Source organism: Arthrobacter globiformis (assembly GCF_046536215.2).
Classification (GTDB): domain Bacteria; phylum Actinomycetota; class Actinomycetes; order Actinomycetales; family Micrococcaceae; genus Arthrobacter; species Arthrobacter globiformis_E.
The window spans coordinates 2,674,105-2,690,608 of sequence record NZ_CM143421.1 but is presented as its reverse complement, the minus strand read 5'-3'; the positions used below and the strand labels follow the sequence as shown (position 1 = coordinate 2,690,608).

Below are 16,504 nucleotides of genomic sequence, written 5' to 3'. Positions count from 1 at the left end.
CAAGCAATCCCCACCAAGCAGGAGACCAAGCAGGAGGAACAGATGAGCCAGGACAACCAGCACGCAGCCCCGGAAGAGGAAGCGGGAGGCTACGGCACCCCCACCGTGGAACAGGAAACCGGCGGCCAGCAGTTCGCCCAGCCACGCGAGGAGGAGGACTTCGACGCCGCGGGCCTGAACCAGAACAGCCCGGAGGGGGAGACCTTCCAGACCGGCACTCCGAACCTCAGCCACTTCGCCGAGGAGGACCAGGACAGCTCCGGCGAGCCCGGGGCAGGACGGTTTGGCGGCACCGACGAGCAGCTCCACGCCGAGAGTGAAAGCGGCGAGGCCGGTTTTGAGCCCGTCCCGGGTGAATCGCCGCTGCCGCGCGATCCGGACGCCTCGCCCGGGGCCGGCGCCGAGGACACGGCCGTGCCCTCGGCGGACGCCGAGATCGACGAGGGCAACGCTGACGAATCCAGTGCCGGGCAGTTCTCCTCGGAGCCCAGCCAGGAGGCCGGGGGCATTCCGGACGGCAGCGGGAACGACCTGCCGAAGGAGAAGTCACCCAACGACGACGATGAAACGTTCGACGCCGGGTAAGACTGCGTCCATGTAGCCCGGTGCCCGCATTTTTGCACCGCTTTGGAGACGGCAAGGCCCTGGCACCCCTGGAATTCCCGGGTGCCAGGGCCTTTTGCCTGCCTGAAGTGGAGCAGAAATGCGCCGGGTTGGCCGCTGAGACCACCCGGGAAGTGACTAGCGCTTCTTGGGCTGCCTCTTTGCCGCGGCATTGATGGCTGCCTTGGCGGCGGGCGGCAGTCCCTGCTGTTCGGTCTCGGGCTCGGCAGCCGTGCCGCGCGCCTTCGCGATGGCCCGCATGCCGTGGTAGATCACCAGGGCCGCGGCGGACCCGAGCGCGATGCCCGTGAACTTCAGGTCCCCTACGGTCCAGGTGTAGTCCGCGATGCCGATGATGAGGGACACGGCGGCCGTGGTCAGGTTGACCGGGTTCGAAAAGTTGACCTTGTTCTGGACCCAGATCTTCACGCCGAGGATGCCGATCATGCCGTACAGCATGGTGGCGGCGCCGCCCAGCACGCCCGGCGGGACCGTGGCGATCAGTTCGCCGAACTTCGGCGAGAAGCTCAGCAGGATGGCGAAGATGCCGGCCACCCAGTATGCGGCAGTGGAGTAGACCTTGGTGGCCGCCATGACACCGATGTTTTCCGCATAGGTGGTGGTGCCGGAGCCGCCGCCGAAGCCGGCAAGCACCGTGGCGGCACCATCGGCCAGCAGGGCACGGCCGGAGACGCCGTCGAGGTTCTGGCCGGTCATCGCGGACACCGACTTCACGTGGCCGATGTTCTCGGCAACGAGGACCAGGACCACGGGAACGAAGAGGCCCACCACGCCGAGGTGGAACTCGGGGGTCTGGAAGTGGGGGAGGCCCACCCACGCGGCGGCGTCCATCTTGGAGTAGTCCACCTCGCCCCGGAGCATGGCCACGAGGTAGCCCACAACCACGCCCACCAGGATGCTCAGGCGGCCAATGATTCCGCGGAACAGGACGCTCACCACAATGATGGTCACCAGCGTGATCAGTGCCGTCACGGGGGCGGCGTCAAAGTTGTTCTTGGCGGCCGGAGCCAGATTCAGCCCGATCAGGGCCACGATGGCGCCCGTGACGATCGGGGGCATCAGCCGGTTGATCCAGCCGGCGCCGAACTTCTGCACGACCGCCCCGACGACGGCAAGGGCAGCGCCGGCCAGCACCACGCCGCCGAGCGCCCCGGGGATCCCGAACTGCTGCTGGGACGCCGTGATGGGCGCGATGAATGCGAAGCTCGAGCCAAGGTAGCTGGGAACGCGGCCCTGGGTGATCACCAGGAACAGGAGCGTGCCGATGCCGGAGAAGAAGAGGGTGGTGGCCGGCGGCATTCCGGTGATGATCGGCACCAGGAAGGTGGCGCCGAACATGGCCACAACGTGCTGCATTCCCACGCCGATGGTCAGCGGCCACGCGAGCCGTTCGCCGGGTGCCACCACCTCGCCCGGACGCACTGCCTTGCCGTTGCCGTGCAGCTTCCATTTGATTCCGAGCATGCTCATTGGCGGGGCCTTTCGGAGGGGAGTGTGCCCGCTCGCCGGGCTGGATCTTCAGGAGCAAGAATACCCCGCCGGACGCGGGCGCGAGAGGGCTTCCGCTCAGTAGTGCCGGCAGTACTTTGCACCACGCCGGGGACGCCCTGGTGTGTCAAACGTCACGCCGTCTATTTGGCCATTCCGGGAAGAGCGTCCCGCTGAATCGGGTTGAACCCAACGAAAGCAAACAAGGACTGCCCGACGCCGCCCGCAGGGATGTCGGCCTAGTGAAAGGGGCGCGAATGACCATCGCCCATGAAGAAGCAGTGATCGATTCCGCCGCCGTGGATGCCATCTTCGCCGAAGCCCGCACCGCCAATGCCTTCACCGGTGAGGTCAGCGAGCAGCAGGCCCGTGCCATCTACGAACTCACGAAGTTCGGCCCCACGGCCTTCAACTCCCAGCCGCTGCGCGTCACCTATGTGCGCTCGGAAGAATCCCGCGCCAAGCTCGTGTCCACGCTGTCCAACGGGAACCGGGCCAAGACGGCCTCCGCCCCTTTGGTTGCGATCCTGAGCTACGACACCGCCTGGCAGGAGCAGTGGGACAACTTCCTCCCCGGCTACAACGCCCCCAAGGCCATGTACGACGCCTCCCCGGACCTGGCCACCTCCACGGGCAACAACAACGCCCACCTGCAGGCCGGCTACTTCATCCTGGCCGTGCGCTCCCTCGGTTTCGCCGCCGGCCCGATGACGGGTGCGGACTTCGCCGCGATCGACGCCGAGTTCTTCCCGGCAGGTGACCAGAAGAGCTTCCTGGTGGTCAACATCGGCCAGCCCGGTCCCGAGGCCTGGGGCGAAGCGAAGCCCAAGTTCGCCTACGAAGACGTCGTCCGCACGGTCTAATCACCGCTTTGATGGCCCGGGCCTAATCGCTCCGGACACGGAATGCCTCCGGCAATATGGGGGACATTCCGGAGGCATTCGGGACAGTATTTTTGCAGTTCAGAACTGCAAGGCATGCATCCGGGCCAATTCCAATATTAGTCCTGTTTGGTCCTGTTGAGCCGGTCCGTCCTGCCGCAAGATGCGCTCGGGCAGCAGCAGGAAAGCGCCGGATGGCATATAGCCGTCCGGCGCTTTCTGGTTCGCGGCTAACCCGACAGAGTCCTAGGAAATGACGCCGTCCACCAGGGCCTTGGCTTCGGCCTGGACCTGCTTGAGGTGGTCGGCGCCCTTGAAGGACTCCGCGTAGATCTTGTAGACGTCCTCGGTGCCGGAGGGGCGGGCCGCGAACCAAGCGTTCTCGGTGACCACCTTCAGGCCGCCGATGGAGGCGCCGTTGCCCGGCGCCTTGGTCAGCTTCGCCGTGATCGTCTCGCCGGCCAGCTCGGTGGCCGTGACGTCCTCCGGGGACAGCTTGCCGAGCGCGGCCTTCTGGTCCCGCGTCGCTGCGGCGTCGATCCGGGCATAGACCGGAGCGCCGAACTGGTCCGTGAGTCCCTTGTAGAGCTGCGACGGCGACTTGCCCGTGACAGCTGTGATCTCCGAGGCCAGCAGCGCCAGCAGGATGCCGTCCTTGTCCGTGGTCCAGACGCTGCCGTCACGCTTGTTGAAGGAAGCACCGGCCGATTCCTCGCCGCCGAATGCGCCTTCGCCGGACAGCAGGCCGGGCACGAACCACTTGAAGCCCACGGGCACCTCCACGAGCTTGCGGCCCAGGCCGCCCGCCACGCGGTCGATGATCGAGGAGGACACCAGGGTCTTGCCCACAACGGAGTCCGGGTTCCAGCCGCTGCGGTTCCGGTACAGGTAGTCGATGGCCACCGCGAGGTAGTGGTTGGGGTTCATCAGGCCGCCGTCGGGGGTGACGATGCCGTGGCGGTCGGCGTCGGCGTCGTTACCGGTGGCGACGTCGAAGAGTGCGGACCTGTCCGCACCTACAGCCATCCGGTTGATGAGCGAGGCCATGGCCGACGGTGATGAGCAGTCCATCCGGATCTTCTCGTCCCAGTCCAGCGTCATGAACGCCCACTGCGGGTCCACCGTGGGGTTGACCACGGTGAGGTTCAGCTGGTGGCGTTCGCCGATCTCGCCCCAGTAGTCCACGGACGCGCCGCCCATGGGGTCGGCCCCGATCCGGACTCCGGCGTCGCGGATTGCGTCCAGGTTCAGGACGGAGGGCAGATCGTCAACGTAGCTGCTCAGGAAATCGAACTTTCCGGTGGTTTCGGCCTCGAGGGCCTGGGCCAGCGGAATCCGCTTCACTCCCCGGAGCCCGTTCTCCAGCAGTTCGTTGGCGCGGTTGGCGATCCAGCCCGTCGCATCGGTGTCGGCCGGGCCGCCGTGCGGGGGGTTGTACTTGAAGCCGCCGTCGGCCGGCGGGTTGTGGCTGGGGGTGACAACAATGCCGTCGGCCTGCGGGGCTCCGGCGGGGGCGTTGCGGTTGTACGTGAGGATGGCGTGGCTCAGTGCAGGGGTGGGCGTATAGCCGTGCCGCGCGTCGATGAGGACGTTCACGCCGTTTGCCGCCAGCACCTCAAGGGCGGAGTTCTGGGCCGGTTCACTCAGTCCGTGGGTGTCCTTGGCCAGGAACAGCGGGCCGGTAATGCCCTGTCCGGCGCGGTACTCCACGATCGCCTGCGTGATCGCCACGATGTGCCCTTCATTGAAGGACGCTTTGAGGCTTGATCCGCGGTGCCCGGAGGTTCCGAAAGCCACACGCTGGCCGGGATCCCCCAGGTCAGGCTGGACGTCGTAATACGCGTCGAGCAGTGCGGTCAGGTCAACAAGGTCTTGGGGTTGGGCAACTGTGCCCGCTCGGCTAGCCATGGCACCAGCATGCCAGACGACGGCGAAGGGCAACACGGAGTGTCCGGAATCCGGCCCCTGTGACGCAGAATGTCACGAAATTCCCGGACTACTTGCATTTATCGGCGATAAAAAACTGAGTAGTGCCGGAAAAGTACTTATATACCCGCCCCTGGCGGGGCTGTTACGTTCGAACGGCAGGAACGTCCGGTGCCATGTACGACGCCGGGTGTCCGGACCAGCGGAAACATCCCGGAAGCCTGTGGCTGATTTGGCTGTGCCATCCTTTGGCGGTAATTCGGTCCGTTGGGGCCGGGGACTTTATCCGGCTTTTGGGCCGGGTCATTTACGGCGGGCACAATTGGTCCGGTTGAAATCGGCCGGTCATTTAGAAAACGAGCGAGCAATGCAGGGGTGAACAATGGGGGCTGGAGATGCAGCATTCGAAAGGACGAGGCTCGCCTCCGAGCGGATCGCGCGGCTGAAGCGTGACCTCGCCCCACTCGAGCGGCGCGTCGCTGGCGGCGCGGGCCAAAATGTATGCCCTGCTCCTCCAGACAGGGAGCTAAACAGCCATCTCGTGGCCGACAGGCTTGCCCGGCTGGGGCCATACGGCTGGTTCCTCCTGCACGACGTCCATTGGCCCGGCCGCCCGCTGGCCCGGCTGGAGCATGTCCTCGTGGGACCCGGTGGCGTGGTGGTGGTCAGTGCCAAGAACTGGTCCGGCGGCGTCGACGTCGTGGATGGTGCGCTCCGGCAGAACGGTCACGACCGGTTCCCGGCGGTGGAGACTGCGCTGGCGCAGGCAGCAGCGGTGGCCGCAGTCCTGCCGGCGCCCAGGCGGAGGCTGGTACGGTCCCTGATCTGCCTGACGGCCCAGCCTGACCTGCAAGGCACCACCGCGTCCGGTATCGAGGTGCGCGGAATCGACTGCTTCGCGGCCGCCGTCACCGATCTGCCTGACGTGCTGGACGCTCCCTCGGCCCTGTTGCTCTACGCGGAGCTCGGGCAGCTTCTCACCCGTCCACAGGTGCCGGGGAGCGGCGCCGTTCAGAACCCCGCATACCGTCCGGCCGCTGGTCCACCCAACACAGCCCGCCCGGCTGCGCCCCGCCCGACCACAGCCCGCCCGGCCCGCAGGCATCCCGCTCAGATCCGTTCCGTTCAGCCGCGATACGTGTACGGCAGGGAGCAGCGGCCGGGAACTGTGCTGCGCGTGGTGGGAAGGTCGCTGGTCGCGGGGCTGGTTTCCGCGGCCCTGCTGGCGCCGCCCCTGTGGCTGTTGTGGGAGCTGCTTCCAAAGTGAGTGAGCTTCCCAATCCATTGCCGCGGTGGCGGCGGTAATGTTCTGTTGAGGACCAAATGAGGGGGATTCCATGACAGAGCCGCGTCCCGGAACCGGCGACGAGCCGGCACCGGACACCCACCAGCAACCGTCGTACAAAACCCAGGGCCCGGACATCCCGGCCCCGCCACTGTACGATCCGCCGCTGTACAACCCGGCGGGCCAGCAGTACGGCGGGCAATACGGTGACGCCGGCAAGCAGTACAGCCAGCCGGCCAGCCCTTACGGCCAGCAGTACGGCTACCAGTACGGCCAGCAGTACTCCAGCCCGTACGGCCAGCCGTCGTACTACGGCGCGGTACCCCAGCCAAAGGGTCTGAGCATTGCCAGCCTGTGCTGCGGCATCGCCGTCTACCTGGGCTTCGGGTTCTTCATCCTGCCGCAGCTCGCCGCCGTGATCCTGGGCCACCTGGCGCTGCGCCGGGAACCGTCAGGCCGCGGTTTCGCCATTGCCGGGCTGGTGATGGGGTACCTGGGCCTGGTCCTGACTGTCCTCGCGATCGTGGGGATCACCATCCTTGCGAGCGTCGCCGGCACGTCCAGCACCGTCTGACCCGCTGGTACCCCAGCTTTAGAACCCCAGCTGGGCCGCCACCTGCAGGAGCAGTGCCTCCGAGCCGGGCCGCCCAATCAGCTGGATGCCCATCGGCAGCCCCGCCCCGGGGCTGCCTCCGGTCCAGTGAACGGGAATGCTGACGGCCGGCAGGCCGCACACATTGACCATGGACGACCACGGCGCGAATTCGCACTGCCTCCGGTAGTCGCCGTCGGCGTCGCCTGCCCACTCAGGTGACGGCCACCGGCCGTCACCGTGGCCCGACCCGGTGAACCAGCCCACGGGGCGCGGTGTCTGCGCCAGTGCAGGTGTCAGGATCAGGTCCCAGGCCGAGTACTGCGCCAGGGTGTCGCGCTCGAATTGCCGCAGGAACGCCAGGCATTCGTTGAGTTTGGCGGCGCTCCGCTGCTGCGCTCGCCGCCGGAAGGTCCGCGTCAGGGGCGTCAGGAGGGCCTCGCGGTGCGGCGCGATCCGGGCCGCACCCACCCCTGCCGTCCAGGCGGTGGTGAACGCGTCGGGATACCGGTTGTCGTACCGGATCTCAGCCTCGGCAACGTCGTGCCCGGCACCGGTGAGCAGCCGGACGCCGGCGTCCAGCGCGTCCAGTGCCTCCGGATCAGGGGTAAACGGGAAGATCCCGCCCCAGGGGCTGTCCAGGCTGACGCCGATCCGCAGCGAAGCAGGGGCGCGGTTCACGGCATCGAGGTAACCCGTCCCGTCCGCGTTTCCCGCGCCCTTGATGGCCACGGCATCCAGCAGCAGCGCGGCGTCCGCCGCGGTGCGCGCCAGCGGTCCGGCCACCACCAGACCGGCGGGATCCCCGCTGCTTTCACCCGCCGGGACCACGCTCCGGCCGGGTTTCAGGCCCAGCAGCCCGCATGCCGCCGCCGGAATCCGGATCGACCCGCCGCCGTCGCTTCCGGGCGCGAACGGCACCAGCCCCGCCGCCACCGCAGCGGCGCTGCCGCCCGAGGAACCTCCCGAGCTCCTGCTCAGGGCATAGGGATTGCGCGACGGCGGTGCGATGCGGTTTTCGCTGTAGGCCGTCAGCCCGAATTCGGGTACCTGGGTCTTGCCCAGGGAGATGGCGCCTGCACCCCTGAGCGCCGCGGCGAGGGCGCCGTCGGCCGGTGCCGGACGCCGGTCCAGCGCTGCGCTGCCGTGGGTGGTGACCACTCCGGCAACATCGGTGAGGTCCTTGAACGCGACCGGCATGCCATGCAGCGGCGGGAGCGGCTGGTCCGGCCGGTGCCGGGCGAGCAAGGCGTCGGCGGCGACGGCCTCGGTCACCGCCCTCGGGCCGGTGACGGTGATGAACGCGCCCAGCCTCGGGTTCGATTCCTCGATCCGGGCCAGGAAATGCTCCGTGACCTCGCGGGCGGAGAGTTCTCCGGAACGAAGCGCCGCCCTCAGCTCGACGGCCGGCAGGCGGTGGATGTCAGCCAGGCGGTGTGGGGCGGACACTGTGCTCCTTTGCTGTGCTCCTGTTTAACCGGCTCGCGGGCTTCGGACCAGCGTAACCTGTGCCGGCCGACGGGTGCGGGGCGGTGTGCTGGCGATACGCTGGAGCTGAAAGCTTGACCAAGGAGAGGACTCCCATGAGCGACTTCGATACCGTCACCGTGAAGGACGTCCCGGCGGACGCCACCATTCTGGACGTGCGGGAGGACTACGAGTGGGCAGCAGGCCACGCTGAAGGCGCCCTGCACATCCCGATGGACCAGCTGCCCGGACGCCTGGACGACCTGGACCCGGACGAGGACCTGTACGTCATCTGCCGGACCGGCGGGCGTTCCTTCCGCGCGGCGCAGTGGCTGGTGGGCCAGGGATACTCGGCCGTGAACGTGGCCGGCGGCATGGACCAGTGGCTGGAATCCGGCAAGCCGCTGGTGTCCGACAACGGACTCAAGCCTGTGATTTTGTAGGCCTTCCGCCGTCAGTCCTAAGCCGCCGGTCCGCCGTCGTCCGTCCCGTCCCATCCCCGCAAAGGAATATTCATGCCCGCCGCCCGCCGCACCTACACCTTCCTGGGTCCCGAGGGCACGTTTACGGAGGCGGCGCTCCTGCAGGTTCCTGATGCCGCCGAAGCAGTGCGCATCCCGTCCTCCAACGTCAACGCGGCGCTGGACAGGGTGCGGGACGGGTCCGTGGACGCCGCGATGGTGCCCATCGAGAACTCGGTGGAGGGCGGCGTCACCGCCACCCTGGACGCCATCGCCACGGGCCAGGAACTGCGGATCATCCGCGAGGCCCTGGTGCCCATCAGCTTCGTACTGGTGGCGAGGCCCGGCGTCGAGCTTTCGCAGATCCGCCGGGTCTCCACGCACGGGCACGCCTGGGCGCAGTGCCGCCTGTGGGTGGACCAGCATATTCCCGGAGCGGAATACATCCCCGGTTCGTCCACGGCCGCCGCTGCTATGGGCCTGCTCGAGGATGACGCACACTACGACGCCGCCATCTGCGCACCGATCGTCGCGGCGGAGCAACCCGGGCTGCAGGTGCTGGCGGAGAACATCGGTGACAATCCCGGCGCCGTGACCCGGTTCATCCTGGTCAGCCGTCCCGGCGTCCTGCCGGCCCGGACCGGCGCGGACAAGACAACGGTGGTGGTTCCCCTGCCCGAGGACCGGCCGGGTGCGCTGATGGAAATCCTGGACCAGTTTGCCACCCGCGGCGTTAACCTGAGCCGCATCGAGTCCCGGCCCACCGGCCAGTACCTGGGCCACTATTTCTTCAGCATCGACGCCGACGGCCACGTGGGCGATGCGCGCGTGGCGGACGCCCTCGCCGGCCTGCACCGCATCAGCCCCGCCACGCGGTTCCTGGGCTCTTACGGCCGTGCCGATGAGCAGGCTCCGGTGGTGCCGGAGCACACGTCCGACGAGGCATTCCGGGCGGCGCGTGCATGGGTCAACGGGATACTCGCGAGCGACTCCCTCGGCGCGGAGACGCCGGGGGAAGCTTCGCCGTCAGCGTAGATAAATGCCCCTCGGGGCACTTCCCTGCCCCTGCTGCTGTGCGTATGCTTGCATGATCAACAAAGGGATGGCCCCAACGAAAGGAGCGGGTCATGTCGGACAAGAATGACAATGACGGCCAGGGAATGATCGTCAATCCCAAGCCCACAGCCGAGAACCAGGACTGGGATGGGGACGAGGCCGACCGTGCGGACCGCCTGCGCTTCGAGGAGGAGCAGGCCATGATCCGCGAACAGTCCGAAGCCCGGGCAGCCGCCAAGGCCGCTGCCGAGTCAGCCAAGCACGCCGGCACAGCGCAGTCGGCCTAGGCGCGCGGTCGGCCCAGGGCGCAGTCAGCCCAGCCGCGCCGTTTCTTCCCTGACCCGCACCAGCAGCGATCTCGGCTCCACCTGAACTGTCACCTTCGTGGCGTCCCCGGACGTGTCGCCGTCGAGTTGGGTGGGCATGGGTTCGGGGCACTTGATGACCACCTTGCCGGAGCGGTACACGCTCATGACGGGCAGGTGCCGCTTGTGCTTGAACAGGATCTTGGCGTACATCGCCAGCCAGCCCACCGCGCTGCGGGGGCTCATGACCACCACGTCCAGCATCCCGTCGTCGATCATGGCCTGCGGGATGAAGTCGATGCCGCCCGGAACCAGGCCGCAGTTGGCAAACAGGATGCTGCGGATCTTCCGGGACTGGTCCGGCTGGTCGTCCAGCGAGATGGCGACCTTCTTCCTGCGCCCGGGGAGGTGGCGGACGCCGGCCTCCGTATAGGCCAGCCAGCCAACCGCGCGCTTGAGGTCAGCGTTGGTGTCGCCCACCACCTCGGCGTCCATGCCGATGCCGGCGATGACGAGGAACGAGTGGCTGGAGGAGTGGCCGGTGAGTGAGTTCTCGATCTCCATCCGTGCCGTGTCGATGAACCGCTGGTGGCCAAAAAGTGCGGTCTGGATGCTGCCGTACAGGTCGTAAACGTCCAGGTCCACATTGCGGGCCAGCAGGTTGCCGGTACCCAGCGGAACCAGGCCCATCGCCACCCCGGTGTGCGCCAGGGCCTCGGCCGCAACGCGCACTGTACCGTCGCCGCCGCCCACCAGAACGACGTCGGCCCCGTACTCCAGCGCCGCCCGGACCTGCGAATGGCCAGGGTCCTCCGGCGTCGTTTCGAAGAAGCGGGGCTCTTCCCAGCCGGCGGCCAGGCAGGCGCGCTGGATAGTGGCGCGGGCTTCACCGGCTTTGGCTTTGACGGGGTTGAGGATGACGGCGACGCGCTGGCGTTCCAGGCCGTGTTCGTGGGCTGCTTCACGCACGGCGCTGCGGATGTGCAGGGCCTTCAGCCTGCGCACGCCCCACCAGCTGGAGACGGCGAAGGCCAGGGCTGCAGCGATCAGGACGTAAAGAAGCAGGTCGCTCATGGTGCTCCAACACTATCCCGCCCGGAGTGTCCCGCAGATTCGATACCCTTGTCTGGTGATCGACGTAAAAGACCTCAGCGAAAATCCGGACAAGTTCCGCGCCAGCCAGCGCGCCCGCGGTGCGGACGAAACCCTGGTGGACGCGATCATCGACGCAGATGCCGCGCGCCGCACGGCACTGATCAGCTTCGAAAACCTCCGCGCCGAACAGAATGTGTTCGGCAAGAAGGTGGCGCAGGCCAAGGGCGAGGAAAAGCAGGCGCTGCTTGCCGAGGTCCGCGAGCTGGCGGGTGCAGTGAAGGCCGCCTCGGCCGAGGCCGACGCCGCCCAGGCCAAGCAGGAAGAACTGCTGCGCACCATCCCCAACCTCATCGAAGACGGCGTGCCCGCCGGCGGCGAGGACGACTACGTCGTGGTCAAGACCGTCGGCACCCCGCGCGAATTCCCGGACTTCGAGCCCCGCGACCACCTCGAGATCGGCGAGCTGATCGGCGCCATCGACATGGAGCGCGGCGCCAAGGTCTCCGGCGCGCGCTTCTACTTCCTCCGCGGCGTGGGCGCCCGTCTGGAAATGGCCCTGCTGCAGATGGCCATGGAGCAGGCCATCGAGGCCGGCTTCATCCCCATGATCACCCCCACCCTGGTGCGCCCCGAGACCATGCAGGGCACCGGGTTCGATGTAAAGCACGACGCCGAGATCTACCGTCTCGCCGAAGACGACCTTTACCTGGTGGGCACCTCGGAGGTGCCCCTCGCCGGGTACCACGCGGACGAGATCCTGGACCTCTCCGCCGGCCCCATCCGCTTCGCCGGCCAGAGCTCCTGCTACCGCCGCGAGGCCGGCTCGCACGGCAAGGACACCCGCGGGATCATCCGCGTCCACCAGTTCAACAAGGTGGAGATGTTCATCTACACCACGGTGGAGGAGGCCGCGGCCGAACACGAGCGCCTGCTGGCCTGGGAAGAGCAGATGCTGGCCAAGTGCGAGCTTCCGTACCGCGTCATCGACACCGCCGCGGGCGACCTCGGCATGTCCGCGGCCCGCAAGTTCGACTGCGAAGCCTGGGTCCCCACCCAGGGCGCGTACCGCGAGCTGACCTCCACGTCCAACTGCACCACCTTCCAAGCCCGCCGCCTCAACATCCGTGAGCGCGTGTTCACCGAGGACGGCACGCCCAAGGGCACCCGTGCTGTGGCCACGCTCAACGGCACGCTGGCAACCACCCGCTGGATCGTGGCCCTGCTGGAACACCACCAGAACGCTGACGGCTCGGTTAACGTGCCCGCGGCCCTGCAGAAGTACCTCGGCGGCCTCGAAGTTCTGCCGGTTCTCTAGGCACCAACCTGTTGCGCGGGTAAATACTCACACCGGGGACAACCTGTGAGTATTTACCCGCTGTTCACGCGCTGCTGTGCTCTGCGTCCTAGCTGGTGTCAGGGGCATCTGCTCTACTAGGAAGCATGACTACACTGACTGAATCCTCAGCCGTCGGCATCGAAGACCGGCGAGAAGCACAACAGAAACTCATGATCGCCCTGGACGTGGACGGCACCCTCGTGGACCACGATGGCCACATGTCCGCCCAGGTCCGCGACGCCGCACAGGCTGTGGTGGCGGCCGGGCACGAGGTGATGATCGCCACCGGACGTTCGCTCAACGCCACGCTTCCCATCATCGAGCAGATCGGCCTGGACCGCGGCTACGCCGTCTGCTGCAACGGCGGTGTCACGCTGCGCCTGGACCCGGGCCTGCCCGACGGCTACGACATCATCCACAAGGCCACTTTCGATCCCGGCCCGGCGCTCCGCGCCCTCCGCAAGCGCCTGCCGCTGGCGAAGTACGCGCTGGAGGACGAGGACGGCAACTTCCTCTCCACCGAGCGCTTCCAGGATGCGAGCTTCGGCGTCGAGGCCATCGGCGTGGACTTCCAGACCATGCTCGAGGCCACGGCCGTCCGCGTTGTTGTCTTCAGCGCGGAGAACACGCCGGAGGAATTCAATGAAGCCATCGAGCACATCGGCCTTGCCGGCGTGACCTATTCCGTGGGCTGGACCGCGTGGCTGGACATCGCCGCGGCCGGCGTCACCAAGGCCAGCGCGCTGGAGAGCCTCCGCAGCCGCCTCGGCGTTGATCCCGCCGCCACGGTTGCCATCGGCGACGGCCGGAACGATATCGAGATGCTCGGCTGGGCCGGCCGCGGGGTGGCCATGGGGCAGGCTCCGGAGGAAGTGGTGGCCGCCGCGGACGAGGTCACCAAGTCGGTCTACGACGACGGCGCTGCCCACGTGCTGCGCGGCCTCCTGTAAAGGGCGTTTAGCGCACGTCGAGAATCAGCGAGAGCAGCCTGGCCGCCGCCGGCCGGGCTGCGTGCTCCTCGTTCCACTGCGACCTCGCCACAGCCTTGCTGACGGCCTGGGAGGTAATGCCGAGTTCCGCGGCCACGGTCTTCTGCTGGCCGCGCACCCCGGGGGTCATCAGGTCAAGCACACGCCACTCGGCCTCGCTCCTGTCCCGGACAATGTGGCCCAGCAGGCGGAGCACCGACTCCGACTCGGCCGCCACATCCGGCAGGGGGCCCTCCACGGCCACCGGGATGCGCTCCTTGCTGTTGCGGAGGCGGTCCACGGCACGGCGGGCGTAGATGAGGCCGTGCCCGCTGGCATCCTTGATCTGGTTGGGCAGCGGCTCATTCACCGGGCCCACGCCGATCCCCACGTACCAGCTTCCGCAGCGGAGTGCGATCAGCGCGGCATCCACAGCCTGGTGCGGGCAATCCACGATGCCCTGCACCTCGTCCTCGACGGAGCGGTCAAAGTCCAGTCGCGCCGGGATATGCCGTAGGTCCTTGAGGAGATGCGGGACCCGGTCGCCGTCGCGCCGGCTGTCTGTTTGATTGATAGTCAGCGTGAACATGGTGGACATCAGACTACCCGGTGGTAGCTGCGAGGCAAGCTGGGAGCCGACGCCACGTTACGGAACTCACGTCAAGCGCGAACTGGCAGCTGATGCCCGCAAAACCCGGATCTGAGGGCATCAGCTGCCAGTTCGCGCTATAAAGAACGACGGCGGGAGGTGAGGTTCATCGCGAACCTCACCTCCCGCCGCCGGTCACTGCGCTGGGCCCACGCCGTCAGGGTTCCCTGGCCGAGCGAAGCGAGGTTAGGGAGACGGTGGGGACTAGTGTGCTGCGGGCACGTAGCGCTTGATGGAAGCCTCGAGTTCGGCTTCGGCAGCTGCGCGGTCGGCCCAGCCTTCGGCCTTGACCCACTTGCCGGGCTCCAGGTCCTTGTAGCGTGTGAAGAAGTGCTCGATTTCCTTGATCAGGAACTCGTTAACGTCGCTGACTTCCTGGATGTGGTCGAACCGCGGGTCGGCCGGAACGCAGAGGACCTTGGCGTCGCCGCCGCCGTCGTCGGTCATGTTGAAGACGCCGATGGGACGGGCTTCGACGATGACGCCCGGGTGCAGATCGAAGTCCTGCAGGAGCACCAGCGCGTCCAGCGGGTCACCGTCTTCGCCGAGGGTGTTCTCGAAGAAGCCGTAGTGGGTGGGGTACTGCATGGAAGTAAAGAGGACGCGGTCCAGGCGGACTCGGCCGGTCTCATGGTCGACTTCGTACTTGACGCGCGATCCCTTGGGGATCTCGATGGTCACGTCATGCTTCATGGAATGCTCCTCGACGATTGCTTGGTGTTCGCGGCACACGCGATGATCAACCGAAAATGGACTGTCGGTGCCGCCGACTACTATTGAGGATATAGCGAGAGGCCCAGGTTTCAGGAACTAATGGGGTAATTTCAGGACTTTGAGGACCAGCAGTATGAGCGGCACCAGGGGCACGGCGAGCAGCCGCGGCAGGCTTTCCACCATGGTCCGGAGCTGGCCCACCGTCCTGATCACGGTGCTCCTTCTGGCGCTGGCTGTTCCCGCCGGGATGCTGATTGCGCCTGCGCTGTCCGGCCCGGGCCTGCCCACTGCCGAACCCGCCCACACACCCGCCTGGCAGCTGGTCCCGGAACGGCTGTCCGTCCCGCAGGGCATCGATCCGCTCAGCACCGCGGCACCGGTGCCGGTTCCCGCCAGTGTGGCGGCCCGGCTGGACCCCGTCCTCAAAACCGACGGCGGCGGAACGTTCACGGCCGTGGTCCAGGACGCCGCCACCGGCAAGGTCCTCTATGACCGGGACGGCGCCGCCGACAGGATCCCCGCCTCCAACATGAAGCTCCTCACCGCCGTCGCCGCGCTGCGGGGGATCGGACCCGAGGAACGGTTCAGCACCAAGGTGGTCACCGGCCCGGGCACAGCAACCCCGGGGGCAACTGGGGCGGCAACGTCCGTAGTGCTGGTGGGCGGCGGGGACGTCCTGCTCGGCGCCGGCGACTCCGCCGAGTCCAAGGTCCTGGGCCACGCCGGGCTCGCCACGCTGGCCAAACAGACTGTGGATTCACTGCGCAAGGGCGGCTTCAAGGGTGAGGTCCAGGTGCTGGTGGATGATTCCCTCTTCACCGGTCCGGCGCTGAACCCGGCCTGGAGCCCGGATGACGTTGCCGCGGGCGAGACTGCCCCGCTGTTTCCGCTGGCTTTGAACTCTGCTCGGTTTGATCCCGCCGACACCACGGCGCCCCGGCCCCAGGACTCCGCCATTGCCGCGGGGGAGGCGTTCGCTGCCGGCCTCAAGGCGGCCGGTGCCGCCGCGGGCCTCACGGTGGCACCCGCCGTCGTACGTCTTGACGGAAAGCCGACGGCGGACGCCAAAGTCCTCGGCCAGGTGCAGTCCGCGACGGTCAGCCAGCAGGTAGACCTCATGCTCCAGACCTCGGACAACTACCTCGCCGAAACCCTGGGCCGCATGACCGCGGCGGCGGGCGGCCAGCCGGCGACGTACGAGTCGGCCAAGGCCGCAGTGCTGGGGCAGCTCGCCGGGCTCGGAATCCCCACGGACGGGATGCTCGCCGCCGATGTGTCCGGCCTCGCCCTGGCCAACCAGGTGTCCGCCCGCCAGTTCTCGGAGGTGGTTCGGGCCATCACCAACGGCAAGGACACCCGGCTCAGGGCCGCGCTGGCGGGGTTCCCGGTGGCGGGGCTGACGGGCACGCTCGGCGACAGGTACATCGACGAGTCCACGGCCGAGGGCGCCGGCCTGGTGCGGGCCAAAACGGGAACCCTGAACACGGTCATCGCGCTGAGCGGGTACGTGGTGGACGCCGACGGCCGGCTCCTGGTGTTCTCCTTCATCGGCAACGGCCTGACGCCGGGAGCGCAGGGCAACAAGCCGGCCCTGGACACGGCGGCCACGGCGCTGGCCGGTTGCGGCTGCAGCTGATTCGCCGGTCAGCGAACTTAA

The 16,504-nt window shown here is 67.6% G+C and carries 15 protein-coding genes and 2 pseudogenes; 10 read left to right on the top strand and 7 right to left on the bottom strand.

What is annotated here, in order from left to right; all coding sequences use genetic code 11:
- The first annotated feature begins 42 nt into the window (after positions 1 to 42).
- Positions 43 to 585: a hypothetical protein gene (locus tag R5O87_RS12080; RefSeq protein WP_410554143.1), complete on the top strand. Its 543-nt coding sequence runs from the start codon at positions 43 to 45 to the stop codon at positions 583 to 585.
- A 156-nt stretch (positions 586 to 741) separates the two neighbouring features.
- Here the strand turns inward: R5O87_RS12080 and R5O87_RS12075 are convergent, their stop codons facing one another.
- Complete coding sequence (locus tag R5O87_RS12075; protein ID WP_410554142.1) at positions 742 to 2,094, bottom strand: uracil-xanthine permease family protein; 1,353 nt, start codon at positions 2,092 to 2,094, stop codon at positions 742 to 744.
- Between the two features lie 275 nt (positions 2,095 to 2,369).
- On the opposite strand from R5O87_RS12075, the gene R5O87_RS12070 reads away from it, so the two are divergent.
- Positions 2,370 to 2,975, top strand: coding sequence for a malonic semialdehyde reductase (locus R5O87_RS12070; protein WP_410554141.1), 606 nt, complete (start codon positions 2,370 to 2,372; stop codon positions 2,973 to 2,975).
- Positions 2,976 to 3,239: 264 nt separating this feature from the next.
- Here R5O87_RS12070 and pgm read toward each other — a convergent pair whose 3' ends face one another.
- The gene (pgm, locus tag R5O87_RS12065; protein WP_410554140.1) at positions 3,240 to 4,901 is read right to left on the bottom strand and encodes a phosphoglucomutase (alpha-D-glucose-1,6-bisphosphate-dependent); all 1,662 of its coding nucleotides are present in this window, start codon (positions 4,899 to 4,901) and stop codon (positions 3,240 to 3,242) included.
- 559 nt (positions 4,902 to 5,460) lie between these two features.
- On the opposite strand from pgm, the gene R5O87_RS12060 reads away from it, so the two are divergent.
- Both R5O87_RS12060 and R5O87_RS12055 read left to right on the top strand, forming a co-directional pair.
- The gene (locus R5O87_RS12060) at positions 5,461 to 6,186 is read left to right on the top strand and encodes an NERD domain-containing protein (RefSeq protein WP_462836299.1); all 726 of its coding nucleotides are present in this window, start codon (positions 5,461 to 5,463) and stop codon (positions 6,184 to 6,186) included.
- A 70-nt stretch (positions 6,187 to 6,256) separates the two neighbouring features.
- Complete coding sequence (locus tag R5O87_RS12055; RefSeq protein ID WP_410554138.1) at positions 6,257 to 6,778, top strand: DUF4190 domain-containing protein; 522 nt, start codon at positions 6,257 to 6,259, stop codon at positions 6,776 to 6,778.
- 18 nt (positions 6,779 to 6,796) lie between these two features.
- Here the strand turns inward: R5O87_RS12055 and R5O87_RS12050 are convergent, their stop codons facing one another.
- Positions 6,797 to 8,227 (bottom strand): amidase, encoded by a 1,431-nt coding sequence (locus R5O87_RS12050; RefSeq protein WP_410554314.1) that lies wholly within the window; start codon positions 8,225 to 8,227, stop codon positions 6,797 to 6,799.
- Between the two features lie 152 nt (positions 8,228 to 8,379).
- Between R5O87_RS12050 and R5O87_RS12045 the strand changes: the two genes are divergently transcribed.
- The 3 genes from R5O87_RS12045 to R5O87_RS12035 all read left to right on the top strand — a co-directional run bounded on the left by R5O87_RS12045 (position 8,380) and on the right by R5O87_RS12035 (position 10,067).
- Positions 8,380 to 8,706, top strand: a complete 327-nt coding sequence (locus tag R5O87_RS12045; protein WP_410554137.1) for a rhodanese-like domain-containing protein — start codon at positions 8,380 to 8,382, stop codon at positions 8,704 to 8,706.
- Between the two features lie 72 nt (positions 8,707 to 8,778).
- Positions 8,779 to 9,759: a prephenate dehydratase gene (gene pheA, locus R5O87_RS12040; RefSeq protein WP_410554136.1), complete on the top strand. Its 981-nt coding sequence runs from the start codon at positions 8,779 to 8,781 to the stop codon at positions 9,757 to 9,759.
- A 92-nt stretch (positions 9,760 to 9,851) separates the two neighbouring features.
- The gene (locus R5O87_RS12035) at positions 9,852 to 10,067 is read left to right on the top strand and encodes a hypothetical protein (RefSeq protein WP_190605680.1); all 216 of its coding nucleotides are present in this window, start codon (positions 9,852 to 9,854) and stop codon (positions 10,065 to 10,067) included.
- On the opposite strand, the pseudogene R5O87_RS12030 reads toward R5O87_RS12035, so the two are convergent.
- Positions 10,064 to 10,126 (bottom strand): annotated as a pseudogene (locus R5O87_RS12030) (hypothetical protein); the annotation flags it as partial. The gene R5O87_RS12035 and the pseudogene R5O87_RS12030 overlap by 4 nt on opposite strands.
- Positions 10,116 to 11,159 (bottom strand): annotated as a pseudogene (locus tag R5O87_RS12025) (diacylglycerol/lipid kinase family protein); the annotation flags it as partial. The pseudogenes R5O87_RS12030 and R5O87_RS12025, both read right to left, overlap by 11 nt.
- Positions 11,160 to 11,214: 55 nt before the next feature.
- On the opposite strand from R5O87_RS12025, the gene serS reads away from it, so the two are divergent.
- Both serS and R5O87_RS12015 read left to right on the top strand, forming a co-directional pair.
- Entirely contained in the window at positions 11,215 to 12,495 is a 1,281-nt protein-coding gene (serS, locus tag R5O87_RS12020) for a serine--tRNA ligase (RefSeq protein WP_331570919.1), read from the top strand.
- A 125-nt stretch (positions 12,496 to 12,620) separates the two neighbouring features.
- Positions 12,621 to 13,466 carry an HAD family hydrolase gene (locus tag R5O87_RS12015; RefSeq protein ID WP_410554135.1) on the top strand — a complete coding sequence of 282 codons (846 nt, stop codon included), beginning with the start codon at positions 12,621 to 12,623 and terminating at the stop codon, positions 13,464 to 13,466.
- Between the two features lie 7 nt (positions 13,467 to 13,473).
- Here the strand turns inward: R5O87_RS12015 and R5O87_RS12010 are convergent, their stop codons facing one another.
- Together R5O87_RS12010 and R5O87_RS12005 are read right to left on the bottom strand one after the other, a co-directional pair.
- Complete coding sequence (locus tag R5O87_RS12010; RefSeq protein ID WP_410554313.1) at positions 13,474 to 14,073, bottom strand: hypothetical protein; 600 nt, start codon at positions 14,071 to 14,073, stop codon at positions 13,474 to 13,476.
- A 264-nt stretch (positions 14,074 to 14,337) separates the two neighbouring features.
- Positions 14,338 to 14,826, bottom strand: coding sequence for an inorganic diphosphatase (locus R5O87_RS12005; RefSeq protein ID WP_003799714.1), 489 nt, complete (start codon positions 14,824 to 14,826; stop codon positions 14,338 to 14,340).
- Positions 14,827 to 14,980: 154 nt separating this feature from the next.
- Here R5O87_RS12005 and dacB point away from each other — a divergent pair, with 154 nt between their 5' ends.
- The gene (dacB, locus tag R5O87_RS12000; protein WP_410554134.1) at positions 14,981 to 16,483 is read left to right on the top strand and encodes a D-alanyl-D-alanine carboxypeptidase/D-alanyl-D-alanine endopeptidase; all 1,503 of its coding nucleotides are present in this window, start codon (positions 14,981 to 14,983) and stop codon (positions 16,481 to 16,483) included.
- The last annotated feature ends 21 nt before the right edge of the window (positions 16,484 to 16,504 follow it).